The sequence below is a fragment of the Azospirillum brasilense genome (assembly GCF_007827815.1).
Classification (GTDB): Bacteria; Pseudomonadota; Alphaproteobacteria; order Azospirillales; family Azospirillaceae; genus Azospirillum; species Azospirillum brasilense_C.
The window spans coordinates 274,433-299,618 of the sequence record NZ_VITH01000006.1 but is presented as its reverse complement, the minus strand read 5'-3'; the positions used below and the strand labels follow the sequence as shown (position 1 = coordinate 299,618).

The window sequence follows — 25,186 nt, the reverse complement described above, 5'->3', positions numbered from 1 at the left end:
CGATCTGGCCGAACTGGACTCACTGCACGACAGTGATTTTCGACTGAAACCGGTCCACGGTGTGTCGGCCACCCCTCGACCGGTCGGACGTTTAGCAAGCAACGTCTGGTGCGGGAGTTGATGACAGGCGTCTACAACCCGTGCCGCCGCTGCACGATGTCAGCCGCGCGCTCGCCCACGATCGCGCATGGCGCTTGCGTGTTGCCCGTCGTGACCCTCGGGAGGATCGAGCCGTCGGCGACGCGCAGCCGGTCGATGCCGTGAACCGCCAATGACGCGTCGACGACCGACAGGTCATCCATGCCCATCCGAGCCGTCCCGCATTGGTGCCAATAGGTCACCGCCGCGTCGCGGAGGAATTGATCGTCGATCGCCGCTCCCACCCCGGGGATGGCCTCGCGCCGGACATGGGGGGCGAAAGCCGCAGCGTTTCCAATCTCGCGGCACAGCCGCACGCAGGCGCGGGCCGTCTCCAGGTCCCGTGGATCGGACAGCATGTTGGGATCGACCAGAGGTGCTGCGGCCGGGTCCGCCGACCGCAGCCGCACCTCGCCACGACTGTGGGGCTGCGCCAACCCTGCGAACATCGTCCAGCCATGATCGGGGACGCCGCGCACCGCCGTGCGCTCGCTGGGAACGGGGAACTCGACCTGGCAGAACAGAAGGTCCGGGGCCTCCAGGTCGGGACGGCTCTTCCAGTAGAGGGTCGCCTCGCTCCCGCTGGCGCGTGGAGCGATCGGCTCCCGATACTCCCAGGTGCAGCCGAACGACACATGATCCTGCAGGCCGCGGCCGACGCCGGGCAGATAACCCACCATCGGAATGCCGTGCCGGTCGAGCTGGCTCCGGTCGCCGATTCCGGACAGCATGAGCAGCTTGGGCGTGTTGATGGCGCCGGCGGACAGGATGACCTCCGAACCCGCCATGAACGACCGGATCGCGCCGCCCCGTTCGACCTCGACACCGGTTGCCGTCGTCCCGTCGAGGAGCACGCGGCGCACGAGCGTGTCCGTCAGGATCGTGAGGTTCGGTCGGTCGGCCACAGGATGGACATAGGCGCGGTAGAGCGAGTTGCGCCGTCCGTCCCGCACGAGCATGTCGGTGTAGGCCACACCTCCCGCGCTTTCCATCATCCGGCCGTTGGGGCTGTCGTAGCGCGGGATGCCGAGGGACTCGGCCGCGTCGAGCAGAGCGCCGGCGATCGGGCTCGGGTCCTGCGGGGGCTGCACCCACACCGGCCCGGAATCGCCGCGATACTGCGGGTCCGGCGCGCCCTGCCAGTTCTCGATGCGTCGGTAGATGCCGAGAACCGCCTCATAGCCCCAGCCGGCATCGCCGGATTGTTCTGCGAAATAACCCCAGTCGGCGCGATGGCCCCTCGCCCAGACCATGACATTGATGCTCGACCCGCCGCCGAGCCCCTTGCCCATCGACATGGGAAGCGCGCGGCCGTCCAGATGCGGGTTCGGCTCGGCCTGGAATCCCCAGTCGCGCCGACTGCCGAGATTCGTGGGCCACAATGCCGGATTCAGCACCGCCTCATCCTCGTCGCCGCCCCCCGCCTCGATGAGAAGCACGGAGCAGTCGGCGTTGTCGGCCAAGCGGCGCGCGATCACGGATCCCGATGCGCCGGCGCCACAAACGATGAAGTCGTAGGCAGACTTGAGGTTGGCGAGTCTTTGCGTCTGATTGTCACGGACGCGTCGGTTGAACTCCTCGGAGCCTTCGGACGTGGGTTCGCTCATGTCATGGACCTTTCAGTGAGCGGGGAGCGTGGTCTGACGAGACCGGGGATCAGGGCGACGCCGCGCCCGACTGTTGGGCCGCTTCGTCGATCACCTTTGCGACGACGTCCGACTGCGTGAAGTAGACGGCATGGCTGGCCGGGACGTTCGTGACCTTCGCACCGATGCGTTTCGCCATGTCCTGGAGCATCCGCTGATCGAACGCCTTGTCCTCCGTCGCGATCACCGCCCAGCTGGGCTTGGTCCGCCAGGCGGCATGCTGGAGCTTCACGCTGAAGCTCGCCATATTGATCGGAACCTGCGACGCCTTCAGGAAATCGGCATCGGCCTTCGTCGCATCCGCCGCGAAGCCGGCGGCGAAATTGTCGGGCTTGATGAAGCCGAAGCCGTCCTTGCTCGTCTCGATGACGAACTCGGGCGGTGTCGTGTAGCCGCCATATTGCTGAGCCGTGGTCTCGCCGGCGTCGGGCGACAGGGCCGACACATAGACCAGCCCACGCACCGTCGGATGGACGCCGGCTTCGGTGATGACCGTGCCGCCCCAGCTGTGGCCGACCAGAATGGCGGGACCATCCTGCCTATCGAGCGCGCGCCGTGTGGCCGCCACATCGTCGTCGAAAGAGGTGAGCGGATTCTGGACGATCGTGACCCGGTAGCCACGGGTGGTCAGATCCTCATAGACCTTCCGCCATCCCGATCCGTCGGCAAAGGCGCCATGAACGAGGACGATGTTCTTAACGGCCGCCTGATCGGCGGAATGGCTGATCGTCTGCGCCTGCGACACCGACAGCGGCAGCGTGACGACCGAAGCGGCCAGGATCAGGGACTGAAGCGTGTTTTTCATGTTTGCCTCCGCTCAATGGCGATAACTGTTATCGCGATAACTGTTTGTATCGCCGAAGGGCTGCCTTGTCCAGAGAAATTTATCGCGATATATATTTTTGGATGATGCGTTGCGAAGGGAGCCAGCCTATGTCGGATGAGAACAACCCGCCGGTGCCATTGGAGGAGCAGCTCTGCTTCGCGATCTACTCGGCCGGTATCGCCATCCAGCGGGCCTACAAACCGTTGCTGGACGCCCTTGGTCTCACCTATCCGCAGTATCTCGTGCTCAACATTCTGTGGCGGGAAGACGGACAGACGGTGGGGAGCATCGCCCAGCAGCTTGCCCTTGAATCCAGCACGCTGACGCCTCTGCTCAAGCGCCTGGAGGCTGCGGAGCTGATCCATCGCACGCGCAACCCGACCAACGAAAGGCAGGTGATCGTGTCGCTGACGGCCAAGGGAGCCGCTCTGCGCTCCAAGGCCGGTTGCCTGGGCGATACATTGCTTCACGCCTCCGGGGAGTCACCCGCCGCATTGGCAAAGCTCAACCGCGAGATCGCGCAACTGCGGGATTCCGTTTACGCCCATATCGGCGGCTGGACGTCACTCGACGCACATTGAAGAGAGAAGCGCGCATTGGCGCCGCTGGAACCATCCCTCCGGTATGGACGTGGTCCCCGTTACCCGGCCAGTCGGATAAGCTTGGTTCGCCCAGGATGAAGTACGGACTTGATGACGGGGAAACGGAGGCGGAATTTGGCCGGCTTCCTCAGCCGACGCGGTGCAGGAAATGGCGGGCGTACTTGCCTGACAGCGCGTCCATCGGCACGATCAGGCAGACGTCCGTGGTGTTGAAGGCGTGATCGACCACGGCGCCGTCGCCGATGAAGCCGCCGACCCGCAGATAGCCCTTGAGAAGCGGCGGCAATCCGGCGGCGCCGGCGCGCGGCTCGAAGCGCGCCGCCACCTCGTCGCCGGATGCGGCGCGCACCGACAGCGGATCGAGGTCCACGCGACGGTCGGGCAGGGCGCGGGCCCGCAGGGCCTGCGGCGCCAGATGGTTGCGGTGCAGGTAGGCGAGCGCCGGCGCCAGGGCGTCGAGGTCGGTGCCCGGCAGGCTGGCGCAACCGAACATCAGCGCCACATCGTGGCGGAGGATGTAGGCGGAGATGCCCTGCCACAGCAGCTGCATGGTGGCGCCGGTGCGGTAGGCCGGATCGACGCAGGACCGCCCCAGCTCCAGCAATTCGCCGGGGTGGGCCAGAAGCGGCGCGATGTCGAACTCGGTGGCGGTGTAGAAGCCGCCACAGCGCTCGGCCATGGACCGGCGCATCAGCCGGTAGGTGCCGACCACCGCGCCGCCGGGCGCGGCCTCGTGGTCGAGGATCACGAGGTGGTCGCAAGCCGCGTCGAACGCGTCGACGTCGCGGCCGGGAACGCCGCCGGTCAGCGCCGCGCCCATCTCGTCGTGGAAAACGCGGTAGCGCAGCGCCTGCGCGGCGTCGATCTCGCCGGAGCCGGCGGCCAGACGGACTTCGAGCCGGGACGGCTTCGCGGCTACGGCCGGAGCGGCGGCGTGCGGTGTTCTCACGGTCATATCCAGTCCGAACGGTTGGCTCTGACCTTTTGATGACGGAAGTTCGCGACAGCTTGATGACGGCCCCGCGACGGTCGTGTTGCAACGCGCTTCCGGTGTCGCGACGGGCGCGTGCCGACCCTCGGACCGACATGCGTGTCATGAACGCTGTTCAAGTCACTGTCGTGTGATAACATGCGCTGGAACGAACTTGTCGAGGATACGGTGATGAGCGGTGCCACCAAACCGTCTGCGGACACGACGCCAAGCGAAGCGCGCATCGGCGTGAAGATCCGGCACACCCGGATGCTGAAGGGACTCACGCTGAAGCAATTGGCGGACGAGGTCGGGTGTTCGGAGTCCCTGCTCTCGAAGATCGAGAACGGCCGGGCCAACCCGTCGCTGAACATGATCCAGCGGCTGGCCAGGGGCCTCAGCATGACCGTGGGGGAATTGTTCGCACAGGTGGACGACCCGGCCCACATCGTGGCGCGCGCCGGCAGCCGCACGATGATCCAGACCGACCAGCTCCGCCGCGGGACCGGGCTGACGCTGGAGCGCCTCATCCCCTATTCCGACGGCCATCTGCTTCAGGGAAACATCCATCACATCAAGCCGGGCGGCGGCAGCGAGGGCGACCTGGAGCACGAGGGGGAGGAGTTCGGCTACATCCTGGAGGGTGAGCTCGAACTGTCCGTCGCCGGCCGGATCTATGTGCTGCGCGTGGGCGATTCCTTCTGCTTCCGCTCCGAACACCCGCACAGCTACCGCAACAGCGGCGCGGAGCCGACGCGCGTGCTGTGGCTCAACACGCCTCCCAGCTTCTGAGGCTGGCTCCCGAAACGGGAGGCGCAGGTAAGCTCATAGAACGTTATTCAAGTTACTTGACAGAGGTTCCACCCCTCCGTACTGTTTGGTCATACCCGGCAGCAGTCAGTGCACCAAGAAATGCGCCGCGGCAGCCAACCAACATCGTTCGAGGGAGACAGGGACCGTGGTGGCAGAGCAGAAACTGATCAACGCGATCACCGACCGACGCGACCCGCATTACCAGCCCTACGGATGGCATCATTGGCCGGATCATCCCTGGATGGCCTATCAGTTCCGCCGGGCCTTGGGTGAAACCCAGGAAGGCGGCGGCGCCATCAGCGAATGCTTCCAGGCCGCCAGCCGGATGATCCCCGGCGACAAGGAAAGCTGGTACAAGGAGTGGCTGCACATCGCCGACCGGAACGACCGGCGCGGCGACGAGGAGGAGGCGAAGGGGCACATCGAGACGGCGAAGGCCTGCTGGCTGCGGGCTGCCGATTACTTCCGGCAGGCGGAGTTCTGGCTCGACGCGGCGGACCCCCGCCGTCTGGAGACCTTCACCCGGATGGAGAACTGCTCCAAGAAGTGGGGGCGCTGGCTCAACCCGCGGATGGAGGAGGTCACGATCCCCTACGAGGGCGGCCAGATGTACGGCTACTTCGTCCGCAGCCCGGTGCGCGTCGAGAAGCAGCCGGTGCTGATCGCCTTCGGCGGGCTGGACAGCATCAAGGACGAGATGTGGTTCATGAGCGCGCGGGCGCCGGTCCAGCGCGGCATGTCGGTCCTGATGATCGACGGACCGGGCCAGGGCGGCACGTTGCGCCGCCACGGCATCCCGAACCGGGCCGACTACGAGGTACCGGTCGGCGCCATGATCGATTATCTGTACACGCGCGACGACATCGACCGCGACCGCATCGCGGTCTGCGGCTCCAGCCTGGGCGGCTTCTACGCGGCCCGCGCCGCCTCCTACGAGCACCGCATCGCGGCGGTGATCTCGCACGGCGCCGTGTGGGACGTGAACGAGCTGTGGGGCGAGGCCAACGAGGGCCACGGGCTCGCCGACCACATCAAATGGGTCTTCGGCGCCTCCTCCATGCGGGAGGCCTTCGAAAAGGGCCGCGACTTCAAGCTCGAAGGCCACATCGACAAGATCCGCTGCCCCTACCTGATCTGCCACGGCGGCAGCGACGTGCTGAGCGTCCGGCAGGCCACCCAGGTCTACGAGTACGCCAAGGCGCACGGCGTCGACGTCACGCTTGAAATGGTCAGCGTCGAAGAGACGGGCGCCGAGCATTGCCAGCACGACAACCCGACGATCGGCCAGGAGAAGATGGCGGACTGGCTGGCCGACCGGCTCGGGATCGACCAGCGGGAGATGAACGCGCTGCGCTGACGTCCGCAACGCATGCCCCAGCGGGAAGACCGGGGCATGCCCCGCCGAACATGAACAGGGCAAACACGAACAGGGAGAGGCGAAACAATGCGACTCAAGGGATTCTTCTTCACCTTCACCGCCGCAGTGATCGCCCTGGCCTCGGTGGGTCACGCGGCCACCCCCACCATGAAGATCGCGCACGTCGTGCCGTCCGGCGACCCGCGCGACCTCGGAGCCGTCAAGGTCAAGGAACTCCTCGCGGCGGACACGCGCTGCAGCATCAACGCGACCGTCTATCCGTCCGCCCAGCTCGGCGGCACCACCGACCTGATCGAGGGCATGCAGATCGGCTCGGTCGAGGCGGTGGTCCTGCCGGCCTCCTTCATGGTCGGCTTCGAGCCCAGGATCGGCATCTTCGACTTCCCTTTCTTCTGGCCGACGAAGACCGAGGACCTCTTGAAGGTCCACAAGGGTCCGGCGATGGCGAAGCTCCTCAAGACCACCGAGGCACAGGGCGTCGTCAGCCTGGGCGTCTGGCACACCGGCTACAAGCAGTGGACGGCCAACAAGCCCCTGAAGCAGCCATCGGACTTCGCCGGCCTCAAGGCGCGGGTCATGCCGTCGCCCGTGCTGGTGGAACAGCAGAAGATCCTCGGCCTCAACCCGGTCAACATGCCGTTCCCGGAGACCTACAACGCGCTGCAGAACCGCACGATCGACGCGCAGGAAAACCCGCTGGTGACGACCTTCGTGATGAAGTTCCACGAGGTCCAGAGCAACGTGACGATGTCGAACCACGGCAACCTCGACCAGCTGTTCATGGTTTCGAAGGCGTGGTGGGACGGGTTGTCCGCCGAGTGCCGGACGGCGGTGAGCGAAGCCGTCGACACGGCGGCCGGCGTGGTCGTCGCCAAGACCGAGGAGATGACCGGCCAGGCGATGACGGCCTTCAAGGAGCGCGGCGTCACCGTCACCGAGCTGTCCGACGCCGAGTACCAGACGCTTCGTGAAACCACCCTGCCGGGGCTGGAGAAATTCTACGTGGCCAAGGCGGGTGCCCCTGGCCAGGAGATCCTCGACAGCTTCAAGAGCGAGCTGGGGCTCAAGTGATGGCGGAGCGGCAGGGGGAGCGGGTGTCCCGCTCCACCATGCCGGGCCAGTCCCTCGTGTGGTGGCTGGACCGGCTCCTCCAGGGCGCCGACCTGCTTGCGAAGGCGTTCGTCGGCCTCGCTCTTCTCGCCATAACCCTGACCCTGTTCGTCGGGGCGCTCGGCCGCTACGCCCTCGACTTCAGCTTCGTCGGCGGTGAGGAGTTGGCCCGCTACCTGATGGTCTGGATGACCTTCCTCGGGTCCTATGTGCTGGTCCGCGAGCAGCGGCATATCATGATCGACATCGTCCTGCGCATGGTCCCGCCGCCGGTGCAGCGCTGGATCGCCGTGCTCATCGGTACCGTCGGCCTCGTCACCATGCTCTACATCACCAAGTACGGCTACGCGCTGGCGGAGCGCATGCTGACCGGATTCCAGATGAGCCCGGTGCTGCCGATCCCGCGCGGGCTCCTCCACGTGTCCCTGCCCCTGGGCAGCGCGCTGATGGCGATGGCCTTCCTGCACATGGCGCTGTCGCACCTGCTCGACCCGCGGAACGCGCGCCCGCTGTTCACCGAACAGCCCGCCGATCAGCCCAGGGAGGACTGAGAATGGCTGTTCCTTTCTTCACGGCGGTCTTCATCGGGCTGCTGGTCCTGTCCTTTCCGATCTTCCTCGGCATCCTCGTCGCGACGATCACGACGTTCGAGGCCTTTGGTCCGCCCCTGCCGTCGATGGTGATGGCGCAGCGGGTGGTGGAAGGCGTCAACATCTTCTCGCTCATCGCCGTGCCGCTGTTCGTCTTCGCGGCGGACATCATCGCGCGGGGCGAGATCGGCGCCCGTCTGGTGGCCCTGGTCGAGGCGATGGTCGGGCACATCACGGGCGGGCTGGCGATCGCCACCGTCATGTCCTGCGCGCTGTTCGGCGCGATCAGCGGCATCGGCGCCGCGGCCGTGGTTAGCATCGGGCCGATCGTCTATCCGTCCCTGCTGCGGCAGGGCTACGGGGCGGGCTTCTCGGCGGGGCTCATCCTGTCCGCCTCGACCCTGTCGATGCTGATCCCGCCGGGCGTGGCCATGATCCTCTACTCGGTGCAGACCTCGGCGTCGGTCGGAACGGTCTTCCTGGCCGGTCTCGGCGCGGGCGTCCTGTTCACCGCCGTCCTCGCCGGTTACGCCTATTATTACGCCCGCCGACACGGCATCATGCGGGGCGCCCGGGCCTCGCTTCCCGAGATCGTGACCGCCGCGCGCCGGGCGGTGTGGGCGCTGGGCCTGCCGGCGGTGATCTTCGGGGGCATCTACGGCGGCGTCTTCACGCCGACGGAAGCGGCCGCCGCGGCCTGCGTGTACGCCATCGTCGTCGAGTGCTTCATCTACCGCCAGCTGCCCATCACAGACCTGTTCAAGGTCTCGGTGGCGTCGGGCACGGTCATCGCCACCCTGCTCATCCTGATCGCGGCCGGCGGGGCGATGACCTGGTACCTGACGCTTCTGCAGGTGCCGCAGCAGATCAGCGGGCTGCTCGACGGGCTGAGCCCGTGGGCCGTCCTGCTCGTCGTCAACATCGTCTTCCTGATCGCCGGCATGTTCATCGATCCCAACTCGGCGATCATCGTGCTGGCGCCGCTGGTCTATCCCGCCGCCATGGCGGCCGGCATCGATCCGGTGCATTTCGGCGCGGTCCTGGTGCTGAACCTTGCCATCGGCATGATCACGCCGCCCTTCGGGCTCAACATCTTCATCGGCATCACGACCTTCAAGATCAGCTACGCGAAGATCGTGCAGAGCGTCATTCCCTTCATCCTGCTCGCGCTCATCACGCTGTTCCTGGCGACCTACATCCCGATCACCGTCATGTGGCCGACGATGCTCCAGGGCTGAGCGCGCGACCGGACGGCCCTTCATCAAAGCGAAAGGATGCTTCCCATGGACTTCGGAGTCGACAGCCCCAAGCCGGCCGTCATCGCCATCGACCTGCACCGCGGGCACCTCGATCCCGCGGTGGCGACCATGCCGCTGGCGGCGGACCGCGCCGCCGTGGTGGTCGAGGCCAACCGACGCTTCTTCGACGGCTGCCGGGCGGCCGGCATCCCCATCGTGCACCTCGTCACCACCTACCGGGATGCCGACGAGATCCGCTCCAACCCGTTCTGGCGCACTCGGGCCGACAACCCGACGGCAACGCGGAAGAACGTCGAACGCCACAACATCGAAGGCATGCCCGGCTGCCGGATCATGCCGCAGCTCCATGCGGACGGTGACTGGATCGTCAACACGAAGAAGCGCTACGACTGCTTCGTCGCCAGCGATCTGGACTTCATGCTGCGCCGGCACGGCATCAACACGCTGCTGATCACCGGGGTGAACACCAACAGCTGCGTGCTGGCGACCACCGTCCGCGCCAACGTCATGGATTACGCCGCGGTGTGCATCGAGGACTGCGTCGACACCATGGACGGCCCGGCGGCGCACCAGGCGGCGCTGACCTGCATCCGCGCCGCCTTCGGATGGGTGATGACGGGCGACGAGGCACTGCGCACCTTCAGCCGCCGCTGAGGGGGCGCCCCGGCCCATGGTCTTCAAAAGCCGGAACACACCGGGCGGAAGCCGAACCATCGGCCTGCCAAGGGGGGAGTATTGCCGATGCCAGCCGAGCGGAATCAGCGGACATGGGGCATGTGGATCGACGGGGACTGGCGGCCGTCCGCGTCCGGCCGAACCTTCGCCGTCGAGAACCCGAAGGACGCGTCGGTCCTGGCCGAGGTCGCCGAGGGCGGCGCGGCGGACATCGACGCGGCGGTGGCCGCGGCGCAGCGCGCCTTCGACGGGTGGAGCGAGACCCCGCCCGAGGCCCGCGCCCGCGTCATGGCGAAAGCCGCCGAGATTCTGCGCAGCCGCATGGACGAATTCGTGCGCATCGAGGTCGACCAGACCGGCCGGGCGCGGCGGGAGCTGTCCGCGCAGCTCGGCCGCCTGCCGGAATGGTACGACTATTTCGGCGCGCTGGCCCGCACCCACGAGGACACGGTGCCGCCGTTCAATGGCCCCTTCCTGAACTACACGCGGCGCGTGCCGCTGGGGGTGGTGGGCCATGTCACGCCGTGGAACCACCCGCTGCTGATCCTGACCAAGAAGGTCGCCCCGTCGCTGGCGGCGGGCAACAGCATGGTGGTGAAGCCGAGCGAGCTGGCGCCGCTGACCCCGCTGCTGCTGGGCGAGGTGCTGCGCGACGCCGGGCTGCCCGACGGGGTCTACAACGTGGTTCCCGGCTTCGGTGCCGATGCCGGCGCGGCGCTGACCCGGCACAAGGGCATCCGCAAGATCGACCTGACGGGCGGCACGGAAACCGGAAAGACCGTGGCGTCGCTGGCCGGCCAGAACCTCACCCGCTTCGCCGGCGAGTTGGGGGGCAAGGCCGCGATGGTGGCTTTCCCGGGCGTGGCGCCGCAGGCCGTCGTGAACGCGGCGCTGTTCGCCTCCTTCATCGCGACGGGGCAGACCTGCGTGCAGGGCTCGCGCCTGATCGTCCACCGCTCGATCCACGACGCCGTGGTTGAGGAGCTGGTGGCGCGGACCCGGGCGCTCCGCCTCGGCGATCCGCAAGACCTGAGGACGCAGGTCGGTCCGCTCGTCTCGGAGCGCCAGCGCGCCATCGTCGAAAAGTACGTCCGCATCGGCCAGGAGGAGGGCGCGACGCTGGCGGTCGGCGGACGCCGGCCCGAGGGGGCGGCCTACGAGCGCGGCTACTGGTACCTGCCGACCGTGTTCACCGGCGTGCGCAACGACATGCGGATCGCGCAGGAGGAGATCTTCGGGCCGGTCGTCTGCGTGATGCCCTTCGACGACGAGGAGGAGGCCATCGCGCTCGCCAACGGCACCGAGTTCGGGCTGGCGGCCAGCGTCTGGACCGAGGACGTCCGGCAGGCGCACCGGGTCGCGCACCGGATGCAGGCGGGCATCGTGTGGATCAACGACCACCACCGCATCGACCCCGCCTCGCCCTGGGGCGGCTTCAAGATGAGCGGCATCGGCCGGGAGAACGGCATCGCCGCCTACCACGAATACACGCAGATCCAGAATGTCATCGTCAACCTGTCCAGCGCCGCCTTCGACTGGTTCGCGGATGACGGCGCGATGAAGAGGTACAGCTGAGCCATGCGCATCGACCTTCACAGCCACGTCATCCCGCCCCGGATCGTCGAGGCGATCGCCGGACAGCCGCAGACCTTCGCCGCCCGCATCGAGGGCGAGGGGAACGCGCGGCGGGTCGTCCACGACCAGGGCTACGTCTACCCTCTGTTCCAGGAATTCTTCGATCCCGCGGCCAAGCTCGAGTCCATGGACCGCAAGGGCATCGACGTGTCGGTGATCTCGCCGGCGCCGCCGATGTTCTACTATTGGGCCGACGCCGACCTCGCGCTGACGGTCGCCGGGCTGGTCAACGACGGGGTGGCGGACATGGTCGCCGCCCGGCCGGACCGGCTGCGCGGGATGGCCAGCATCCCCATGCAGCACCCCGACGCCGCCGTCGCCGAGCTGGAGCGGGTCGTCAAGGAATGGGGCTTCAAGGCCGTCGAGATCGGCACGTCGATCGAGGGCGCCCAGCTGGCCGAGGAGCGGTTCCGCCCGGTGCTGCGGCGGGCGGCCGAGCTGGGCGTGTTCGTCTTCGCCCATCCCTACTATGTCGGGTCCAAGTCGGGGCTCGAATGCCACTATCTGACCAACCTGATCGGCAACCCGCTCGACACCGCGGTCTGCGTCGCCAACCTGATGTTCAGCGGCGCGCTCGACGAGCTGCCCGACCTCAAGATCCTGCTGGCGCACGGCGGCGGCTTCGCGCCGTACCAGATCGGCCGGCTGGTGCACGGCCACAAGGTCCGCCCCGAGACCCACGCCCACACCAGGACCAATCCCAAGGACCTGCTGCGCCGGTTCTACTTCGACAGCCTCGTCTTCGATCCGCAGGCGTTGCGCTACCTGATCGATCTGGTCGGCGCCGACCGCATCGCCATCGGGACGGACTCGCCCTTCGACATGGCGGATCAGACGCCGCTGGACACGCTGGCCGCCGTTCCGGGGATCACCCACACGGAAAACCACGAGCTGTGCTGCGGAACGGCGCTGCGCCTGCTGGGCGAAGGCCGTTGAGCGGGCCGGGCCAAGCGAAGCAGCGAGGGGGTAACCAATGACAAAGCCGACGGTGACGGTGCTGACGCTTGGCGGCACCATCGCGATGACTCGAAGCGACCGGGGCGGCGTCGTGCCGACCCTGACCGGGGAGATGCTGGTCGCGGCGGTGCCGGCCCTGACCGAGCTGGCGGCGATCGACGCCCGGTCCTTCCGGCAGGTGCCGGGCGCCCATCTGCGGTTCGACGATCTGGAGGCGCTGGCGGCCGCCGTCGAGGAGGCCGTCGCCGGCGGCGCCCGCGGGGTCGTGATAACCCAGGGGACGGACACCATTGAGGAGACGGCCTTCGCTCTCGATCGTCTCCTCGACCTCGCGGCGCCGGTGGTCGTCACGGGCGCGATGCGCAACCCGACCGTTCCCGGCGCCGACGGCCCGGCCAACCTTCTGGCCGCCGTCCAGGTGGCGACCAGCGAGGCGGCGCGCGGGCTGGGCTGCCTGGTGGTGCTGAACGACGAAATCCACGCCGCCCGCTTCCTGCGCAAGACCCACACCAGCAGCCCGGCCGCCTTCACCTCGCCGCAGGCGGGGCCGATCGGCTGGGTGGCCGAGGGCAGGGTGCAGCTGGCGGCGCGGGTGGAGCGCGTTCCCGCGCTGCCGCGATCCCACAAGGCCGGCGAGGCGCGCGTCGCGCTGATCACCGTCGCGCTGGGCGATGACGGGAGGTTGGTCGATGCGGCCCGGCAGGCGGGTTTCGACGGCATGGTCGTCGAGGCGACGGGCGGCGGTCATGTCGCCACCGCGGTCGCCGACGCGCTGGAGCGGGCGGCGACGGCGATGCCGGTCGTGCTGGCGTCGCGCACCGGGGCCGGCGAGACCCTGGCCCGGACCTACGGCTTTCCGGGCGGGGAAATCGACCTGCAGCGGCGCGGCCTGATCCGCGCCGGCTGGCTCGACGGGCTGAAGGCGAAGCTGCTGCTGACCCTGCTTCTCCGCCGGGGACAGGCCGGACGCGACGAGGTGTCGGCGGCCTTCCGCCCCTGGGGCGGCGGGGTGGAAACCTGATCGGACCGCCTCCCGATCGATGGCGGCGCGGCGCTTCCGCCGCGTCACAGGGGCCAGAAAACGCAAGGAGACAACGATGACGAATGATGTCGGGGCGAGCATCCGTGCCCGGGTGCCCTATGAGCCGATCCACAAGCGGCGTCCGTTGCGTTTGCCCGGCGACGCCCGGGTGGCCGTGTGGACCATCGTCAACGTCGAGAACTGGAGCCCGCAGGCGGCCATGCCCCGCGCGGTTCTCCCGCCGCCCATGGGCCAGCCGCTGCTGCCCGACGTGCCGAACTGGGCCTGGCACGAGTATGGGATGCGCGTCGGATTCTGGCGGTTCGTCGAGGCTTTGGGGAGCCGGGGCCTGAAGGCGAGTTTCGCCGTCAACGGCACGGCCTGCGAGGTCTATCGCGACGCCTGCGCCGCGGCACGGGACGCCGGGTGGGACTTCATGGGGCACGGGTTCGTGCAGAAGCCCATGCACAGGGTTGACGACCAGCGCGCGGCGATCGCTGACACGATCAAGGCCATCAGCGACTTCACCGGCCGGCCGCCGCGGGGATGGGAAAGCCCGGGGCTGACGGAAACCGACGAAACCGTGGACCTGCTCGCCGAGGCGGGCATCGAGTATGTCGCGGACTGGGTCCTCGACGAGCAGCCCGTGCCCATTCGCACGCGCTCCGGCTCGCTGGTCTCGATCCCCTACACGGTGGAGATCAACGACGTGGTCATGAGCGCCGTCCAGCAGCAGCCGTCCGACGAAATCCTCAGGCGCGGCCGCGACCACTTCGACCGCCTCTACCAGGACGGAGCGACGGCGCCGCGTGTCATGGCCATCTCCATCCACCCGTACCTGACCGGCGTGCCGCATCGGATCAAGTATCTGGAAGCCCTTTATGACCACATTCTCGGTCATGAGGGCGTGGTGATGTGGACCGGCGCCGAAATCCTGGATTGGTACCGGTCGCAGACGGCGACCCCGGCCTGACGGTCACGCCGCCGCTTCGGGCCGCCGGGCGGCCATGCCGTCGAGTGGATCGGTATGGAAAAAAGCCCATCGGCGGAAAGCCGATGGGCGCGAGGGGGCAGAAAAACGGGAGGGTGTTCGTCCAGCGGGACGCAATCGATCAACGATCGTGCCGCCACCTTGCGGCCTGGATGCCCTCCCATCCTTGACCACCGTCAAGCCGGCAAGGATTTTTGGATTTTTCGTCAGCTGTTCTTTTTCAGATAGGCGATGAGGTCCTTGCGGGCCTGCTCGTTCTTCACGCCGGCGAAGGCCATCTTGTTGCCGGGGACGGCGCTCTTCGGGTCCGCCAGATAGGCGTCGAGCGTCGCCTCGTCCCAGGGGCCGGCGTTCTTCATGGCGTCGGAGTATTTGTAGGTCTCGACGGAGCCGGCCTTGCGGCCGACGACGCCGTGCAGGTTGGGGCCGACGCGGTTCGGACCACCGGCCTCGATGGTGTGGCAGGCCTTGCACTGGTTGAACACCTTCGCGCCGGCATCGGCGTCCTGCGCGACGGCAAGGCCGGGAGACGACGCGACCAGCCCGAAGGCGAGCAGGGCAAACATGCGCTTCATAGGGCTTTCCTCGTTTAACGGACTTAAAAGTTTCAACGGACTCAAAGGTCAGCCGGACCGCGCGGGAGCAGCGGTCCGACAGACATCGGATGGCGGATGCGTCAGGCGGCCGGGGCGTCGGCGTAGGCCGCACCCGCCATGTTGTGGAAGAAGCCGTTCTCCAGCGGGACGGCGGTCATGCCGCGCAGCTCCGCCATCACGTCCTGTCCGCTGCGCGCGCCGTCCAGAACGGCGCGGAAGGCCGTGGCGACGGCCACCATGTCGAGGTCCTGCGGCGACAGGCGGAAGCGCCGGATGCCCATCGCCCGCAGCCGGTCGATCTCCGCCGCCAGCGCCAGATAGCCGTGCGACAGCGTCTGCGTGCCGTTGACCGACAGGAAGGGCTGGCCGTCGACGGTGCTGACCGGCATGCCGTCCGGGTCGTTGGCGCAGACGAACTGGCAGCCGTCCTTGTGCAGCGCGTGGGCCCGCGCGTGGTAGCAGCGGGCGGAGATGGCGAGCGGCGCCCGCCCGAACACCTGCACCTCCATGGACAGGCCGAGCGCCGCCCCCGTCTTCGCCATCACGGCGACGGAGGCGGCGGGAAGCTCCGCCGGCAGCGACACGGCGACGGCGCCGCGCCCGGCCAGCCAGGCCAGGGTCGCCTCGTTGTAGCTGTTGATGAAGGGGCCGACGGCGTGGCGGCGTCCCTCCAGCAGGGCCAGCGCGCCCATGTCGTTGGCCTCCACCGGCAGCAGGTCGCTCTCCACAAGGTCGCGCATCGCCGCGCGCTCGCGGTCGCTGCCCACGAGGATCGGGCTGGCGAGCCAGACCTCCTTCCCGGCGGCGGCCAGACGGGCGATCACCTCGTCCATGACCGGGGCGAGGAAGGGCGCGCGCTTGGAGCAGACGACCTCGCCGACGACGACGGCGTCGACCGGCGCCTCGTCGGCGATGCGGGCGTAGAAATCGCGCCAGCGCTCCGCCGGCCAGTTGAACAGGACGGGGCCAAGGGTCAGGGTGGATTTCATGAACGCAACTCCTCAGCGCCACGCGCGGGTGTAGGCGCCGGTGGTCTGGGCCCCGCCCTCGACCATGGCCTCCAGGTCGAGCGCCGGCACGGGCAGGCCCTGCGCGAACGCGTCCAGCGCCCGGCGGTAGGCTGCGACCACGGCGGCGATGTAGGCCTTGCCGCGCTGGCGGCCCTCGATCTTCAGGGCGCACACCTTGGCGGCCTTCAGCTCCGGCAGCAGGGCCAGCGCGTTGAGGCTGGTCGGCTCCTCGAACAGGTAGGCCGGGTCGCGGGAGGTGCCGCCGCCGGGCACGAAGCGGCCCTTGCACAGCGTCGGGTAGCCCGCCGGCTCCCCGGCGCCGAACACGTTGATGGTGAAGCCGCCGAGGCGGGAGGCCAACGCCTCGCCGCGCGGCTCGTAGCGCACATGGCTGGCCGGGGAGCAGACCCCCTGCTTGTTGGGCGACAGCCCGGTCGCGTAGGAGGACAGCGAGCAGCGCCCCTCCGCCATCGGGCAGAGGCCGCCGAAGACGAAGACCTCCGTCTCCACGTCGACCTCGGCGTTCAGCCGGGCGATCTCCGGCACCGTCAGCACGCGGGGCAGCACGACCCGCCGCACGCCGAAGGCCTCGCGGTAGAGCCGGATCGCCTCGGCGTTGGCGGCGGAGGCCTGGACGGACAGGTGAAGCCGCAGGTCGGGGTGGTGCTTCGCCGCGTAGGCGAGCAGGCCGAGGTCGGCGAGGATGACCGCGTCCGCCTTCAGCCGCGCCGCGTCGTCCACCGCACGCTGCCAGGGGGCGAGGTTGCCGGCCTGGGGGTAGGTGTTGATGGCGACGAAGACCTGGACCGAGCGCGCGTGGGCGTAGGCGATGGCCTCGGCCAGCTCCGGCCGGGAGAAGTTCAGGCCGGGGAAGTTGCGCGCGTTGGTCTCGTCGCGGAAGCCCAGATAGACGGCGTCGGCGCCAGCGTCCACGGCGGCGCGCAGCGCGGCGGGGTTGCCCGCCGGGCAGATCAGTTCAAAGGGACCCATGCCGTCACGCTCCCTGCCGCAGGCCGGTGAGCCGCCGCTCCAGCATGGCCATGCCCCAGCGCAGCGGCGGTGGGGCGAGGCGGCGCGCCGTGGCGAGCAGGTCGAGCGCCCGCCCGGCGTTGCGCCGCGCCACCGGCAGGGCGTGCCGCAGCGGACCGGCCGCGGCGGCGACGTCGCCGAACAGGTCCATCTCCTCGCCGTCCAGCGTGTTTCGGAGCGCCAGGATCAGCGCGGTGTCGCCCTCGATGGAGAGTTCGCGGCGGAAGAACAGCGCGTCGCCATCGATGCGCCCTTCCAGCAGATCGAGCAGCCGCGCGCAGGGGCCGCGCACCGTGGCCTCCGCCTCGGCGTCGCGGTCGCAGACCCGCAGGGCGAGGGTGGGGCCGACGCGGAGCAGCAGGGCGGCGGGCGCGTCCACCGGATCGATCAGCAGGCGGGCGTCGGGCAGCTCGCCGAGGGCGGCGAAGGCGCGCGGGTGGCGCGCCTCCAGAATCCGCAGCAGCCGGTCGAACAGCAGGCCGCCGGCCCGGTCGCCGAGCCGCCGCGCGACCCCCAATCCGGCCCGCGTCAGTTGGACTTCGACGTCGCGGGCACGGGGGTCCGGGGCCGTCTCATGGGCCTGATCCTGAACCATGAATCCGGGATCGCGCATACGCCTGTCTCCTTCCCTTCGGAATGGTCGTGTGGCGGGCGGAGCCCGCCGGGCTTCGGCAATACAGCCCGGTGGTCATACCATCCTTGATGACGGTCAAGCCCAAGGTCCCGAGACGCCCCCTGGGGCGATCAGCCGCACATGCCGCCGCAGCAGGAGCCGGAGCGCCGGGCGACCAGCCGCTCGTAGGGCAGGTGAAGCTGCCCGGCCGGCGGGATGACTCCCTGCATCAGGTCGAGCACCTGCTCAGCGGTCGTGCCGGGCGGGCAGTCGGTGATCTCGCAGACCAACCCCCCCTCCGCCACGCCGAGCGGCGTTTCGGCGGCCACCGCGCTGGCCTGCCCGTCGCGCCCGATGAGGACCCGCAGGGAGGCGGCCGGCGCGGTGCCCGAGTCCGGCCGCCCGATGCGCACCCGCCAACGCTCCGGCCCGCGCTCCAGATAGGTCCAGCTCACCGCGTCGCCGAACAGCGCCTGGATCTGGAGAGAGAGCGGGCGCGGGTCATGGTCGTTGACCAGAATGAAGCCGCGGCCCGGCGCCAGGTCCTGCGTGGCCTGGAGGATCAGCGGGTGGCGCTGGTAAGGCGGGATGGACTGGACGTCGATGACCGGCTCGGCCGCGGTGGACTGTTCGGCGATCTGCATGGGGGAGGTCCGGAGGGTTGTGATGCATCGACAAGACTAAAGACCTGGATCAGATCGCTCTTTGTTCCAGAGCAAACAGGACAAACCGATACCTTGGTCGTGGTTTGTGGCGCAGGCGGGTTGCGGCGCGGCGCGCGGGCGGTCATGGTGTAAGACAACGTTTCCGTGACGGCTTCCCGCTGGGGTGGCCGGGTGCGGCCTTTGCCGTGAGGATGGTCCGATGACGCCGCTTTCCCCCGATCCCGCCGTTCTGCGTGGCCTGCGGCTGTTTTCCGGCCTGGACGCGGCGGCGCTGGCGGAGATCGTCCGATCGGCCCAGACCCGGCGGATCGAGAAGGGGACGACCATCTTTTCCCAGGGCGACCGCGCGGCGCTCTGCCACGCGCTGATCGACGGGCGGGTCAAGATCGCCCAGACCGGAGCCGACGGGCAGCAGCTGGTGGTCCGCTACATCGGCGGCGGGGAGATGTTCGGCACGGCGGCGGTCTTCTCGGGCGGCATCTACCCGGCCGACGCGCTCGCCATGGTCGACTGCGTCGGCGTCCACTGGACCGCCGCCACGATGGGCGAGTTGATGGAGCGCCACCCGCGCATCGCGCTCAACGCCCTGGACATCGTCGGCCGCCGCCTGCAGGAGGTGCAGACCCGCCTACGCGAACTGTCCACCGAGCGGGTCGAGCGGCGCGTCGCCCACGCGCTTCTGCGTCTGGCGCGTCAGGCGGGGCGCCGGGTCGGGAACGGCGTCGAGATCGACTTCCCGCTGTCCCGCCAGGACATTGCGGAGATGACCGGAACCACGCTGCACACGGTGAGCCGCATCCTCAGCGGCTGGGAGGGGCAGGGGATTGTCGAGGGCGGGCGCCAGCAGGTGACGATCCGCCAGCCGCACGCGCTGGTCGCCATCGCCGAGGATCTGCCCAGGCCGGGGAAGCCGGAGGAGAAATAGCCGGGGCGGAGCCTTCGTTCCGTTTGCGCGGGCGCAAAGAGACGCGCGCGCCGGTGTGCCAGAGTGACGGGATGATCGCCCCGCCGCCACACTCCGCCACCGCGGCCTTGCCCTCGTCCTCCGACCTCGTCGAGGATGTGCTGGAGCGCTGGCCATCGACCATCGCCGTGTTCCTCGCGCACCGGATGGCCTGTCCCGGCTGCCCGATGGCGCGCTTCCAGACCGTCGCCGAAGTGGCGGGCGACTATGGCCTGGACACCGACGCCCTGCTCGCCGACTTCGCCCGGGCCATCGCCGCTGAAGGATAAGGCGCGCCCTGCCCTCAGCCGCGCGCCGCCAGTTCCTCGTGGGTGATGCGCTGGAGCCCGCCGTCGGTGCCGACGACATAGACCTCGTCGGCGTTGCGGATGGTCGCCAGACGGTGGGCGATGACCAGGGTGGTCCGCCCCTCCGCCAGCTCCGTCAGCGACTTCTGGATCTCCCGCTCGGTCTGGGTGTCGAGCGCGGAGGTCGCCTCGTCGAGGATCAGGATCGGCGGGTTCTTCAGGAACATGCGGGCGATGGTCAGGCGCTGCTTCTGCCCGCCGGACAGCTTCACGCCGCGCTCCCCGATGATCGTGTCGAGCCCCTCCGGCAGGGAGGCGATCAGCCCGTCGAGATGGGCCCGCCGCGCCGCCTCCATGATCTCCGCGTCGCCGGCGCCGAGACGGCCATAGGCGATGTTCTCGCGGATCGTGCCGCCGAACAGGAACACGTCCTGCTGGACGATGCCGATCTGCCGGCGCAGCGAGGCCAGCGTCATGGCCCGGATGTCCAGCCCGTCGATGGTGATGCGCCCCGCCATGACCTCGTAGAAGCGCGGCAGCAGCGAACAGATGGTCGTCTTGCCGGCACCCGACGGGCCGACGAAGGCGACGGTCGAGCCGGCCCTGATCGAGAGGTCGACGCCCTTCAGCACCGGGCGCGCCGGGTCGTAGCCGAAGGACACGCCCTCGAACCGGATGTCGCCCTTCAGCGCCGGGGCCGCCACGGCGCCGGGCGCGTCGGCGATGTCCGGCTGGGTGTCGAGGAGCTGGGTGTAGCGGCGGAAGCCGGCGATGCCGCGGGGGTAGGTCTCGATGACCGCGTTGATCTTCTCGATCGGGCGGAAGAAGGTGTTGACCAGCAGCAGGAAGGCGAAGAAGCCGCCCTGGGTCAGCTCGCCCACCAGCACGAAATGCGCGCCGGTCAGCATGACGACGATCAGGATCAGCCGCATGCTCATGTAGCTGAGCGTCGTCGAGGCCGCCATGATCTTGTAGGCGGCGAGCTTGGTGGTGCGGTAGCGGTCGTTGTCCTCGGCGAACAGCTTGCGCTCGTGGTCCTCGTTGGTGAAGGCCTGGACGACGCGCATGCCGCCGACATTCTCCTCGATGCGGACATTGAAGTCGCCGACGCGGGAATAGAGCGCCTGCCAGTTCTTCGTCATCCGCCCGCCGTAGCGGCTGGTCACGAAGGCGATCACCGGAACGATGGCCGCGGTGATCAGCGCCAGCGGCAGATGCACCACCGCCATCAGAATGAAGGCGCCGACGAAGGTCATGACCGCGATCAGCAGGTCCTCGGGGCCGTGGTGCGCCACCTCGCCGATCTCGTCCAGGTCGCGGGTGACCCGCCCGACGAGGTGGCCCGTCTTGTTGTTGTCGTAGAAGCTGAAGGAGAGCTTCTGCAGATGGTCGAAGCTCTTGCGGCGCATCTCCGTCTCGATGTTCACGCCGAGCATGTGGCCCCAGTAGGTCACGATGGCCATCAGCCCGCCGTTCGCCATGTAGATCGCCAGCAGCGCCACCGTGGCGGCGACGATCAGCGGCCAGTCCTGGGTCGGCAGGAGCTGGTCCACGAAGGCGCGCACGGCCATCGGGAACCCCAGCTCCAGCAGGCCCGACAGGACGGCGCAGACGATGTCGAGGACCAGCAGGCCGGTGAAGGGGCGATAGTAGGAGAGGAAGCGGCGAAGCATGGCTCTTCTCATTGCGGAACGGCAAAAGGGTGAACGGAACGGCTCACGGAGTGCGGGCGTTGGACCGGCCGAGCAGCCAGACCAGATAGGGGCCGGCGAGCAGCGCGGCAAAAAGACCAAGGGGCAATTGATAGGGGAAAGCGACGGTGCGGGCCAGCCAGTCCGACACCACCATCAGCCCGGCGCCGATCAGCACCGCCCCGATCCCCTGCTGGAGCGGGCGGCCCAGCCCGGCCAGCCGGGCGAGGTGCGGCGCGATCAGGCCGATGAAGCTCAGCGGCCCGACGAACAGCGCCGCCGCCGCGGTCAGCAGCCCGGCCAGCAGCACCAGCAGGGCGCGGCAGCGCCGAACCGGCAACCCGACGGACCGCGCCGTCACATCGCCCAGCGGCAGGACCTCCAGCCACTTGGCGGTCAGCGGCAGGGTTGCCAGCAGAAGCACCGCCACACCGGCGCAGAACCAAGCGTCGCCCGGACCGACCTCGTTGGTCGAGCCGCTCAGCCAGCGCAGCAGGGCGAAGGCTTGCGGCGTGCCGGTGGCGATGACCGCGGTCAGGATGGCGCTGCACAGGGCGCTCATGGCGATGCCTGCGAGCAGGAGCCGCTCCGGCCCGAAGCCGGCGCGCAGCGACAGGGCGAGCATGGCGGTCAGAGTCAGCACCGCCCCCGCCGCCGATGCGGCAAGCTGCAGGCCGAAGCCGGGGGCCGCGACGAGGAACAGCGCGGCGGTCAGCCCGACGCCGGCCCCGGTGCCGACGCCGAGGATTTCCGGGCTGGCCAGCGGGTTGGCGGTCACCCGCTGCAACAGCATCCCGGCGGCGGCCAGCATCGCTCCCGCCGCCGCCGCGACCGCCACGCGCGGCCCGCGCCAGCCCAGCAGCGTGTCGAGCAACGGGCCGGTGGACAGCGTCCAGCCGTCCGGGCCATAGCCGACCGTGAGCGCGAGGCCCACGGCGACCGCGCCGAGGACGGCGAACAGAGCGATCAGCCGGTAATGGTGCGGGCTGCGGCGCGACGGCGCCGGACGGCTGTTCAGGGACGGCCATTCGAACATGCGCAGGCGCGGCAGCAACCAGAGCAGCAGCGGGCCGCCGAGCAGCGCCGTCGCGGCGCCGGTCGGCACGCGCTCTCCGTCCACCCCGGCCAGAAGCTGCACCAGCCCGTCGGTCAGCCAGAGCAGGAGCGCGCCGATCAGCGGGGCGGCGACCAGCCTCTGGCCCTGGGTCCGCGCGCCGCTGAGATGGGCCAGCGCCGGCGCGGCCAGACCGACGAAGCCGATCACCCCGACCTCCGCCGTCACGCTGGCCGCCAGCCAGACCGCGATCCCGATGATTCCGAAGCGCGTGGCGTTCAGGGCGACGCCGAGGCCGCGGGCGCTGGCATCGTCCAGCCCCAGGATGGTCAGCGGGCGCATCAGCAGAAAGGCGGCGCCGACGCCGATCGCCAGACGGACGGCGATGGTCAGCGTCGGCCCCCAGCTCTGCTGCGCCAGCGCCCCGCCGCCCCAGAGGAAGATGGAGAAGAGATACTCGCCGTTGGCAAGGATCAGCGCGGCGCTGCCCATCGTCGCGGTCAGGGCGACCATCATGCCGGCCAGCATGACGGCCACCGGCTCCAGCCCGCGCCGCCACGTCATGGCGAGGATCAGCCCGACCGCCGCCAGCCCGCCGGCCAGCGCCACCCCCTCCCGCGCGCCGTCCATCAGCGCCGGGGCGTAGAGCATCCCCAGCGTCAGGGCGAGCTGGGCGCCCGCCGACACGCCGAGCGTCGAGGGCTCGGCCAACGGGTTGCGCAGCACGCGCTGGAGCAGCAGTCCGGACAGGCCGAGCGCCGCCCCGGCGACCAGCGCCACCGCGATCCGCGGCAGCACGCTGTGATAGAGGATGACGCCGTCCAGCGCCGCCACGTCCGGCGGCAGGGGTATGGCGGGGGCGGCGTGCCCGGCGATCTGCCGGATCGACAGAAGGGCGGCGGCCAGCGCCAGCCCGCTCCACAGCAGGATGCGGTTGAGTCCCGCGCGCTCAGCCATGGCGAACGGTCTCCGGCCGCAGCAGGGCGGCGCTGACGAGGCGGGCGAAGCGCAGGGCCGCCGGAAGCCCGCCGAAATGGTTGACCGGCTCGATCACGCTCACCCGCTTTTCCCGCACCATCGGCAGGGCCTGCCACAGGGCGCTGTCGTCCAGCCCCCGCACCACGTCGGACGGCAGCGGCGGAACGACGACGGTGATGGCGTCCGGCATGCGGGCCAGCGCCTCGATCCCCAGCGGCGCCGCGGCGCTGTAGCTCGATTGCGAGGCCCAGGCGTTGCGCAGCCCCAACCGCTGGAGCACCGCGCCGAACATGCTGTCGTCGCCGAAGGCGCGGACATGGCGGGCGTCGCCGAAGTTGATCGCCAGCACCGGGCGGCGGACCGCGCCGCGCAGGGACTCGCCCAGCCGGGCGATCTCCGCGTCGGCCCCGGCGACGACGGCGCGGGCCTCCGCCTCGCGACCCAGCGCCCGGCCGAGAGTCTGCGCCGCTTCGGCGGCCAGCGGGTAGGGCGGCACGCCCGGCTGGTAGATCGGCAGCGATAGGGTATCCGCCACCCGCTCCAGGCTCGCCCGCTGCCCCTCGTAATAGTTGGAGGTGAGGATGAGGTCTGGCTCGGCCAGCGTCAGCGCCTCGTAATTCGGCATGCCGCGCAGACCGAGGTCGATGACCGAGTCTGGCACCTCCGGCTCGACGACGGTCTTGCGGAACTGGATCAGCTCGGTCGCGGCGACCGGCAGGATGCCCAGGGCCAGCGCCGTCTCCAGCCCCGCCCAGTCGATGGCGGCGACCCGCCGCCCGGACGCGGCGCGCCCGAGGCGGGGCAGCAGCGCCGCTCCGGCGGCGAGGCCCAGCGCGTTGCGGCGGGTGATGGTGGCCCGCCCCGTCACAGCACGCAACCGATCGGCTTGCCGGTCACCGGGTGCGGGACGGTCGTCATGGCGAGGCGGTAGATGGCCTCCAGCGTCTCGCTGGTCATGATGGCATCCGGCGTGCCCTGGGCGATCAGCGCGCCGTTGCGCATCGCCAGGATCTCGTCGCAGACGCTGGCCGCCATGTTGATGTCGTGCAGCACGATGACCGCGCCGATGCCGCGCGCCCGGCTCAGCCGGCGCACCAGCCCCAGCAGTTCCACTTGGCTGGCGATGTCCAGCGCCGAGGTCGGCTCGTCGAGCAGCAGGCCGCGCGTGTCCTGCGCCAGCATCATGGCCAGCCAGACGCGCTGCCGCTCGCCGCCCGACAGGCTGTCGACCAGCCGGTCGGCGAAGGCGTCCAGGTGGGTTTCGGCGATGGCCTCCGCCACCTTGGCGGCGTCCTCCACCCCGAAGCGGCCGAGCGCGCCGTGCCAGGGAAAGCGGCCCAGCGCCACCAGCTCCCGCACCGTCATGCCTTCGGCGGGCGGGGTGAATTGTGGCATGTAGGCGATGGTGCGGGCAAAGTCGCGGTCGCCGATCCGCGCGAGGTCCGCCCCCAGGCAGCGGATGGTCCCGCCGCCCGGCGGCTGCTGGCGCGCCAGCAGGCGGATCAGCGTGCTCTTGCCCGACCCGTTGGGGCCGACCAGCCCATAGATCCGCCCCGGATCCAGCCGGAGAGACAATCCCGACAGGATCGCCCGTCCGGCAACGGCGAAGCTCACGCCGTCGAGGTCGTAGAGGGGTTGGGTCTGGTCCGGGCTCATCGGTCTTCACCTCTGTATCCCTCGCCCCTCCG

The 25,186-nt window shown here is 69.4% G+C and carries 25 protein-coding genes; 13 read left to right on the top strand and 12 right to left on the bottom strand.

Features of this window, described 5'->3' with window-relative positions; genetic code table 11:
• Positions 1 to 131 precede the first annotated feature (131 nt).
• Complete coding sequence (locus FBZ83_RS14485; protein ID WP_145684027.1) at positions 132 to 1,745, bottom strand: GMC family oxidoreductase; 1,614 nt, start codon at positions 1,743 to 1,745, stop codon at positions 132 to 134.
• Positions 1,746 to 1,794: 49 nt separating this feature from the next.
• Entirely contained in the window at positions 1,795 to 2,589 is a 795-nt protein-coding gene (locus tag FBZ83_RS14480; RefSeq protein WP_145684024.1) for an alpha/beta fold hydrolase, read from the bottom strand.
• A 128-nt stretch (positions 2,590 to 2,717) separates the two neighbouring features.
• On the opposite strand from FBZ83_RS14480, the gene FBZ83_RS14475 reads away from it, so the two are divergent.
• Positions 2,718 to 3,191 (top strand): MarR family winged helix-turn-helix transcriptional regulator, encoded by a 474-nt coding sequence (locus FBZ83_RS14475; protein ID WP_145684022.1) that lies wholly within the window; start codon positions 2,718 to 2,720, stop codon positions 3,189 to 3,191.
• A 148-nt stretch (positions 3,192 to 3,339) separates the two neighbouring features.
• Here FBZ83_RS14475 and FBZ83_RS14470 read toward each other — a convergent pair whose 3' ends face one another.
• Positions 3,340 to 4,167 (bottom strand): GNAT family N-acetyltransferase, encoded by an 828-nt coding sequence (locus tag FBZ83_RS14470; RefSeq protein ID WP_145684020.1) that lies wholly within the window; start codon positions 4,165 to 4,167, stop codon positions 3,340 to 3,342.
• Between the two features lie 207 nt (positions 4,168 to 4,374).
• Here FBZ83_RS14470 and FBZ83_RS14465 point away from each other — a divergent pair, with 207 nt between their 5' ends.
• The 10 genes from FBZ83_RS14465 to FBZ83_RS14420 all read left to right on the top strand — a co-directional run bounded on the left by FBZ83_RS14465 (position 4,375) and on the right by FBZ83_RS14420 (position 14,593).
• On the top strand, positions 4,375 to 4,974 hold the full coding sequence (locus FBZ83_RS14465) for a cupin domain-containing protein (RefSeq protein ID WP_145684018.1): 600 nt from the start codon (positions 4,375 to 4,377) through the stop codon (positions 4,972 to 4,974).
• Between the two features lie 169 nt (positions 4,975 to 5,143).
• Positions 5,144 to 6,352 carry an alpha/beta hydrolase family protein gene (locus FBZ83_RS14460; RefSeq protein WP_145684016.1) on the top strand — a complete coding sequence of 403 codons (1,209 nt, stop codon included), beginning with the start codon at positions 5,144 to 5,146 and terminating at the stop codon, positions 6,350 to 6,352.
• Between the two features lie 87 nt (positions 6,353 to 6,439).
• Entirely contained in the window at positions 6,440 to 7,444 is a 1,005-nt protein-coding gene (locus FBZ83_RS14455; protein WP_145684014.1) for a TRAP transporter substrate-binding protein, read from the top strand.
• Positions 7,444 to 8,034, top strand: a complete 591-nt coding sequence (locus tag FBZ83_RS14450; RefSeq protein ID WP_145684011.1) for a TRAP transporter small permease — start codon at positions 7,444 to 7,446, stop codon at positions 8,032 to 8,034. The genes FBZ83_RS14455 and FBZ83_RS14450 overlap by 1 nt, the downstream gene beginning before the upstream one ends.
• A 2-nt stretch (positions 8,035 to 8,036) precedes the next feature.
• Positions 8,037 to 9,311 (top strand): TRAP transporter large permease, encoded by a 1,275-nt coding sequence (locus tag FBZ83_RS14445; protein ID WP_145684008.1) that lies wholly within the window; start codon positions 8,037 to 8,039, stop codon positions 9,309 to 9,311.
• Between the two features lie 45 nt (positions 9,312 to 9,356).
• Complete coding sequence (locus tag FBZ83_RS14440) at positions 9,357 to 9,986, top strand: cysteine hydrolase family protein (protein WP_186466081.1); 630 nt, start codon at positions 9,357 to 9,359, stop codon at positions 9,984 to 9,986.
• 120 nt (positions 9,987 to 10,106) lie between these two features.
• The gene (locus tag FBZ83_RS14435) at positions 10,107 to 11,582 is read left to right on the top strand and encodes an aldehyde dehydrogenase (protein WP_186466080.1); all 1,476 of its coding nucleotides are present in this window, start codon (positions 10,107 to 10,109) and stop codon (positions 11,580 to 11,582) included.
• Positions 11,583 to 11,585: 3 nt separating this feature from the next.
• The gene (locus FBZ83_RS14430; protein ID WP_145683998.1) at positions 11,586 to 12,578 is read left to right on the top strand and encodes an amidohydrolase family protein; all 993 of its coding nucleotides are present in this window, start codon (positions 11,586 to 11,588) and stop codon (positions 12,576 to 12,578) included.
• Positions 12,579 to 12,615: 37 nt separating this feature from the next.
• Entirely contained in the window at positions 12,616 to 13,620 is a 1,005-nt protein-coding gene (locus FBZ83_RS14425; protein WP_145683995.1) for an asparaginase, read from the top strand.
• 76 nt (positions 13,621 to 13,696) lie between these two features.
• Positions 13,697 to 14,593 carry a polysaccharide deacetylase family protein gene (locus FBZ83_RS14420; RefSeq protein ID WP_145683991.1) on the top strand — a complete coding sequence of 299 codons (897 nt, stop codon included), beginning with the start codon at positions 13,697 to 13,699 and terminating at the stop codon, positions 14,591 to 14,593.
• 224 nt (positions 14,594 to 14,817) lie between these two features.
• On the opposite strand, the gene FBZ83_RS14415 is transcribed toward FBZ83_RS14420, so the two are convergent.
• From FBZ83_RS14415 to FBZ83_RS14395, 5 genes are all read right to left on the bottom strand, one after another.
• A complete protein-coding gene (locus FBZ83_RS14415; protein WP_145683989.1) occupies positions 14,818 to 15,186 on the bottom strand; it encodes a c-type cytochrome in 369 nt (122 codons plus the stop codon).
• 101 nt (positions 15,187 to 15,287) lie between these two features.
• Positions 15,288 to 16,196 carry a ubiquinone anaerobic biosynthesis protein UbiV gene (gene ubiV, locus FBZ83_RS14410; RefSeq protein ID WP_145683987.1) on the bottom strand — a complete coding sequence of 303 codons (909 nt, stop codon included), beginning with the start codon at positions 16,194 to 16,196 and terminating at the stop codon, positions 15,288 to 15,290.
• Between the two features lie 12 nt (positions 16,197 to 16,208).
• Complete coding sequence (gene ubiU / locus FBZ83_RS14405; protein ID WP_145683979.1) at positions 16,209 to 17,207, bottom strand: ubiquinone anaerobic biosynthesis protein UbiU; 999 nt, start codon at positions 17,205 to 17,207, stop codon at positions 16,209 to 16,211.
• A gap of 4 nt (positions 17,208 to 17,211) precedes the next feature.
• Positions 17,212 to 17,859 (bottom strand): ubiquinone anaerobic biosynthesis accessory factor UbiT, encoded by a 648-nt coding sequence (ubiT, locus tag FBZ83_RS14400; RefSeq protein ID WP_145683975.1) that lies wholly within the window; start codon positions 17,857 to 17,859, stop codon positions 17,212 to 17,214.
• A 131-nt stretch (positions 17,860 to 17,990) separates the two neighbouring features.
• Complete coding sequence (locus tag FBZ83_RS14395; protein WP_145683971.1) at positions 17,991 to 18,503, bottom strand: DUF2249 domain-containing protein; 513 nt, start codon at positions 18,501 to 18,503, stop codon at positions 17,991 to 17,993.
• A 220-nt stretch (positions 18,504 to 18,723) separates the two neighbouring features.
• On the opposite strand from FBZ83_RS14395, the gene FBZ83_RS14390 reads away from it, so the two are divergent.
• Together FBZ83_RS14390 and FBZ83_RS14385 are read left to right on the top strand one after the other, a co-directional pair.
• Positions 18,724 to 19,449, top strand: a complete 726-nt coding sequence (locus FBZ83_RS14390; RefSeq protein ID WP_145683969.1) for a Crp/Fnr family transcriptional regulator — start codon at positions 18,724 to 18,726, stop codon at positions 19,447 to 19,449.
• 71 nt (positions 19,450 to 19,520) lie between these two features.
• Complete coding sequence (locus FBZ83_RS14385) at positions 19,521 to 19,757, top strand: DUF1858 domain-containing protein (RefSeq protein ID WP_145683967.1); 237 nt, start codon at positions 19,521 to 19,523, stop codon at positions 19,755 to 19,757.
• 14 nt (positions 19,758 to 19,771) lie between these two features.
• On the opposite strand, the gene FBZ83_RS14380 is transcribed toward FBZ83_RS14385, so the two are convergent.
• From FBZ83_RS14380 to FBZ83_RS14365, 4 genes are read right to left on the bottom strand one after another with little or no spacing between them, the layout of a single operon-like run.
• Positions 19,772 to 21,448 carry an ABC transporter ATP-binding protein gene (locus FBZ83_RS14380; RefSeq protein WP_145683965.1) on the bottom strand — a complete coding sequence of 559 codons (1,677 nt, stop codon included), beginning with the start codon at positions 21,446 to 21,448 and terminating at the stop codon, positions 19,772 to 19,774.
• A 43-nt stretch (positions 21,449 to 21,491) separates the two neighbouring features.
• Positions 21,492 to 23,477 (bottom strand): Fe(3+)-hydroxamate ABC transporter permease FhuB, encoded by a 1,986-nt coding sequence (gene fhuB / locus FBZ83_RS14375; RefSeq protein WP_145683963.1) that lies wholly within the window; start codon positions 23,475 to 23,477, stop codon positions 21,492 to 21,494.
• The gene (locus tag FBZ83_RS14370; RefSeq protein WP_145683960.1) at positions 23,470 to 24,366 is read right to left on the bottom strand and encodes an iron-siderophore ABC transporter substrate-binding protein; all 897 of its coding nucleotides are present in this window, start codon (positions 24,364 to 24,366) and stop codon (positions 23,470 to 23,472) included. The genes fhuB and FBZ83_RS14370 overlap by 8 nt, the downstream gene beginning before the upstream one ends.
• Positions 24,363 to 25,154, bottom strand: coding sequence for an ABC transporter ATP-binding protein (locus FBZ83_RS14365; RefSeq protein ID WP_145683956.1), 792 nt, complete (start codon positions 25,152 to 25,154; stop codon positions 24,363 to 24,365). The genes FBZ83_RS14370 and FBZ83_RS14365 overlap by 4 nt, the downstream gene beginning before the upstream one ends.
• Between the last annotated feature and the right edge of the window lie 32 nt (positions 25,155 to 25,186).

What these genes read in the sequence shown, in the direction of transcription:
- FBZ83_RS14440 (WP_186466081.1), top strand. Translation starts at nt 9,357, where the DNA reads ATGGACTTCGGAGTCGACAGCCCCAAGCCGGCCGTCATCGCCATCGAC.
- FBZ83_RS14430 (WP_145683998.1), top strand. Translation starts at nt 11,586, where the DNA reads ATGCGCATCGACCTTCACAGCCACGTCATCCCGCCCCGGATCGTCGAG.
- FBZ83_RS14420 (WP_145683991.1), top strand. Translation starts at nt 13,697, where the DNA reads ATGACGAATGATGTCGGGGCGAGCATCCGTGCCCGGGTGCCCTATGAG.
- FBZ83_RS14385 (WP_145683967.1), top strand. Translation starts at nt 19,521, where the DNA reads ATGATCGCCCCGCCGCCACACTCCGCCACCGCGGCCTTGCCCTCGTCC.
- FBZ83_RS14470 (WP_145684020.1), bottom strand. Translation starts at nt 4,167, where the DNA reads ATGACCGTGAGAACACCGCACGCCGCCGCTCCGGCCGTAGCCGCGAAG.
- FBZ83_RS14455 (WP_145684014.1), top strand. Translation starts at nt 6,440, where the DNA reads ATGCGACTCAAGGGATTCTTCTTCACCTTCACCGCCGCAGTGATCGCC.
- FBZ83_RS14390 (WP_145683969.1), top strand. Translation starts at nt 18,724, where the DNA reads ATGACGCCGCTTTCCCCCGATCCCGCCGTTCTGCGTGGCCTGCGGCTG.
- ubiV (WP_145683987.1), bottom strand. Translation starts at nt 16,196, where the DNA reads ATGAAATCCACCCTGACCCTTGGCCCCGTCCTGTTCAACTGGCCGGCG.
- fhuB (WP_145683963.1), bottom strand. Translation starts at nt 23,477, where the DNA reads ATGGCTGAGCGCGCGGGACTCAACCGCATCCTGCTGTGGAGCGGGCTG.
- FBZ83_RS14475 (WP_145684022.1), top strand. Translation starts at nt 2,718, where the DNA reads ATGTCGGATGAGAACAACCCGCCGGTGCCATTGGAGGAGCAGCTCTGC.
- FBZ83_RS14425 (WP_145683995.1), top strand. Translation starts at nt 12,616, where the DNA reads ATGACAAAGCCGACGGTGACGGTGCTGACGCTTGGCGGCACCATCGCG.
- ubiU (WP_145683979.1), bottom strand. Translation starts at nt 17,207, where the DNA reads ATGGGTCCCTTTGAACTGATCTGCCCGGCGGGCAACCCCGCCGCGCTG.
- FBZ83_RS14485 (WP_145684027.1), bottom strand. Translation starts at nt 1,745, where the DNA reads ATGAGCGAACCCACGTCCGAAGGCTCCGAGGAGTTCAACCGACGCGTC.
- ubiT (WP_145683975.1), bottom strand. Translation starts at nt 17,859, where the DNA reads ATGCGCGATCCCGGATTCATGGTTCAGGATCAGGCCCATGAGACGGCC.
- FBZ83_RS14380 (WP_145683965.1), bottom strand. Translation starts at nt 21,448, where the DNA reads ATGCTTCGCCGCTTCCTCTCCTACTATCGCCCCTTCACCGGCCTGCTG.
- FBZ83_RS14415 (WP_145683989.1), bottom strand. Translation starts at nt 15,186, where the DNA reads ATGAAGCGCATGTTTGCCCTGCTCGCCTTCGGGCTGGTCGCGTCGTCT.
- FBZ83_RS14435 (WP_186466080.1), top strand. Translation starts at nt 10,107, where the DNA reads ATGTGGATCGACGGGGACTGGCGGCCGTCCGCGTCCGGCCGAACCTTC.
- FBZ83_RS14365 (WP_145683956.1), bottom strand. Translation starts at nt 25,154, where the DNA reads ATGAGCCCGGACCAGACCCAACCCCTCTACGACCTCGACGGCGTGAGC.
- FBZ83_RS14395 (WP_145683971.1), bottom strand. Translation starts at nt 18,503, where the DNA reads ATGCAGATCGCCGAACAGTCCACCGCGGCCGAGCCGGTCATCGACGTC.
- FBZ83_RS14480 (WP_145684024.1), bottom strand. Translation starts at nt 2,589, where the DNA reads ATGAAAAACACGCTTCAGTCCCTGATCCTGGCCGCTTCGGTCGTCACG.
- FBZ83_RS14465 (WP_145684018.1), top strand. Translation starts at nt 4,375, where the DNA reads ATGAGCGGTGCCACCAAACCGTCTGCGGACACGACGCCAAGCGAAGCG.
- FBZ83_RS14450 (WP_145684011.1), top strand. Translation starts at nt 7,444, where the DNA reads ATGGCGGAGCGGCAGGGGGAGCGGGTGTCCCGCTCCACCATGCCGGGC.
- FBZ83_RS14445 (WP_145684008.1), top strand. Translation starts at nt 8,037, where the DNA reads ATGGCTGTTCCTTTCTTCACGGCGGTCTTCATCGGGCTGCTGGTCCTG.